This is a genomic window from Streptomyces sp. URMC 124 (genome assembly GCF_051386455.1).
GTDB lineage: Bacteria > Actinomycetota > Actinomycetes > Streptomycetales > Streptomycetaceae > Streptomyces.
In genome coordinates this window covers 1-282 of record NZ_JBPQTS010000419.1, presented here as the reverse complement: position 1 = coordinate 282, position 282 = coordinate 1, and the positions used below count along the sequence as shown (strand labels likewise).

Genomic DNA, 282 nt, shown 5'->3' with positions numbered 1-282 from the left:
ACCAGGGAATATTTAGGCTTAACGGGTGGTCCCGCCAGATTCACACGGGATTTCTCGGGCCCCGTGCTACTTGGGTGGTTCTCAAGCGAGCCGTACAGATTTCAGCTACGGGGGTCTTACCCTCTACGCCGGACCTTTCGCATGTCCTTCGCCTATCCATACGGTTTCTGACTCGCCGACCAGCCGGCAGACTGATCAAGAGAACTCCCACAACCCCGTATACGCAACCCCTGCCGGGTATCACACGCATACGGTTTGGCCTCATCCGGTTTCGCTCGCCAC

The 282-nt window shown here is 57.8% G+C and carries 1 rRNA gene; it reads right to left on the bottom strand.

Going from position 1 to position 282, the window contains the following annotated elements:
• Positions 1-282, bottom strand: a 23S ribosomal RNA gene (locus ACSNOG_RS33170); the annotation flags it as partial.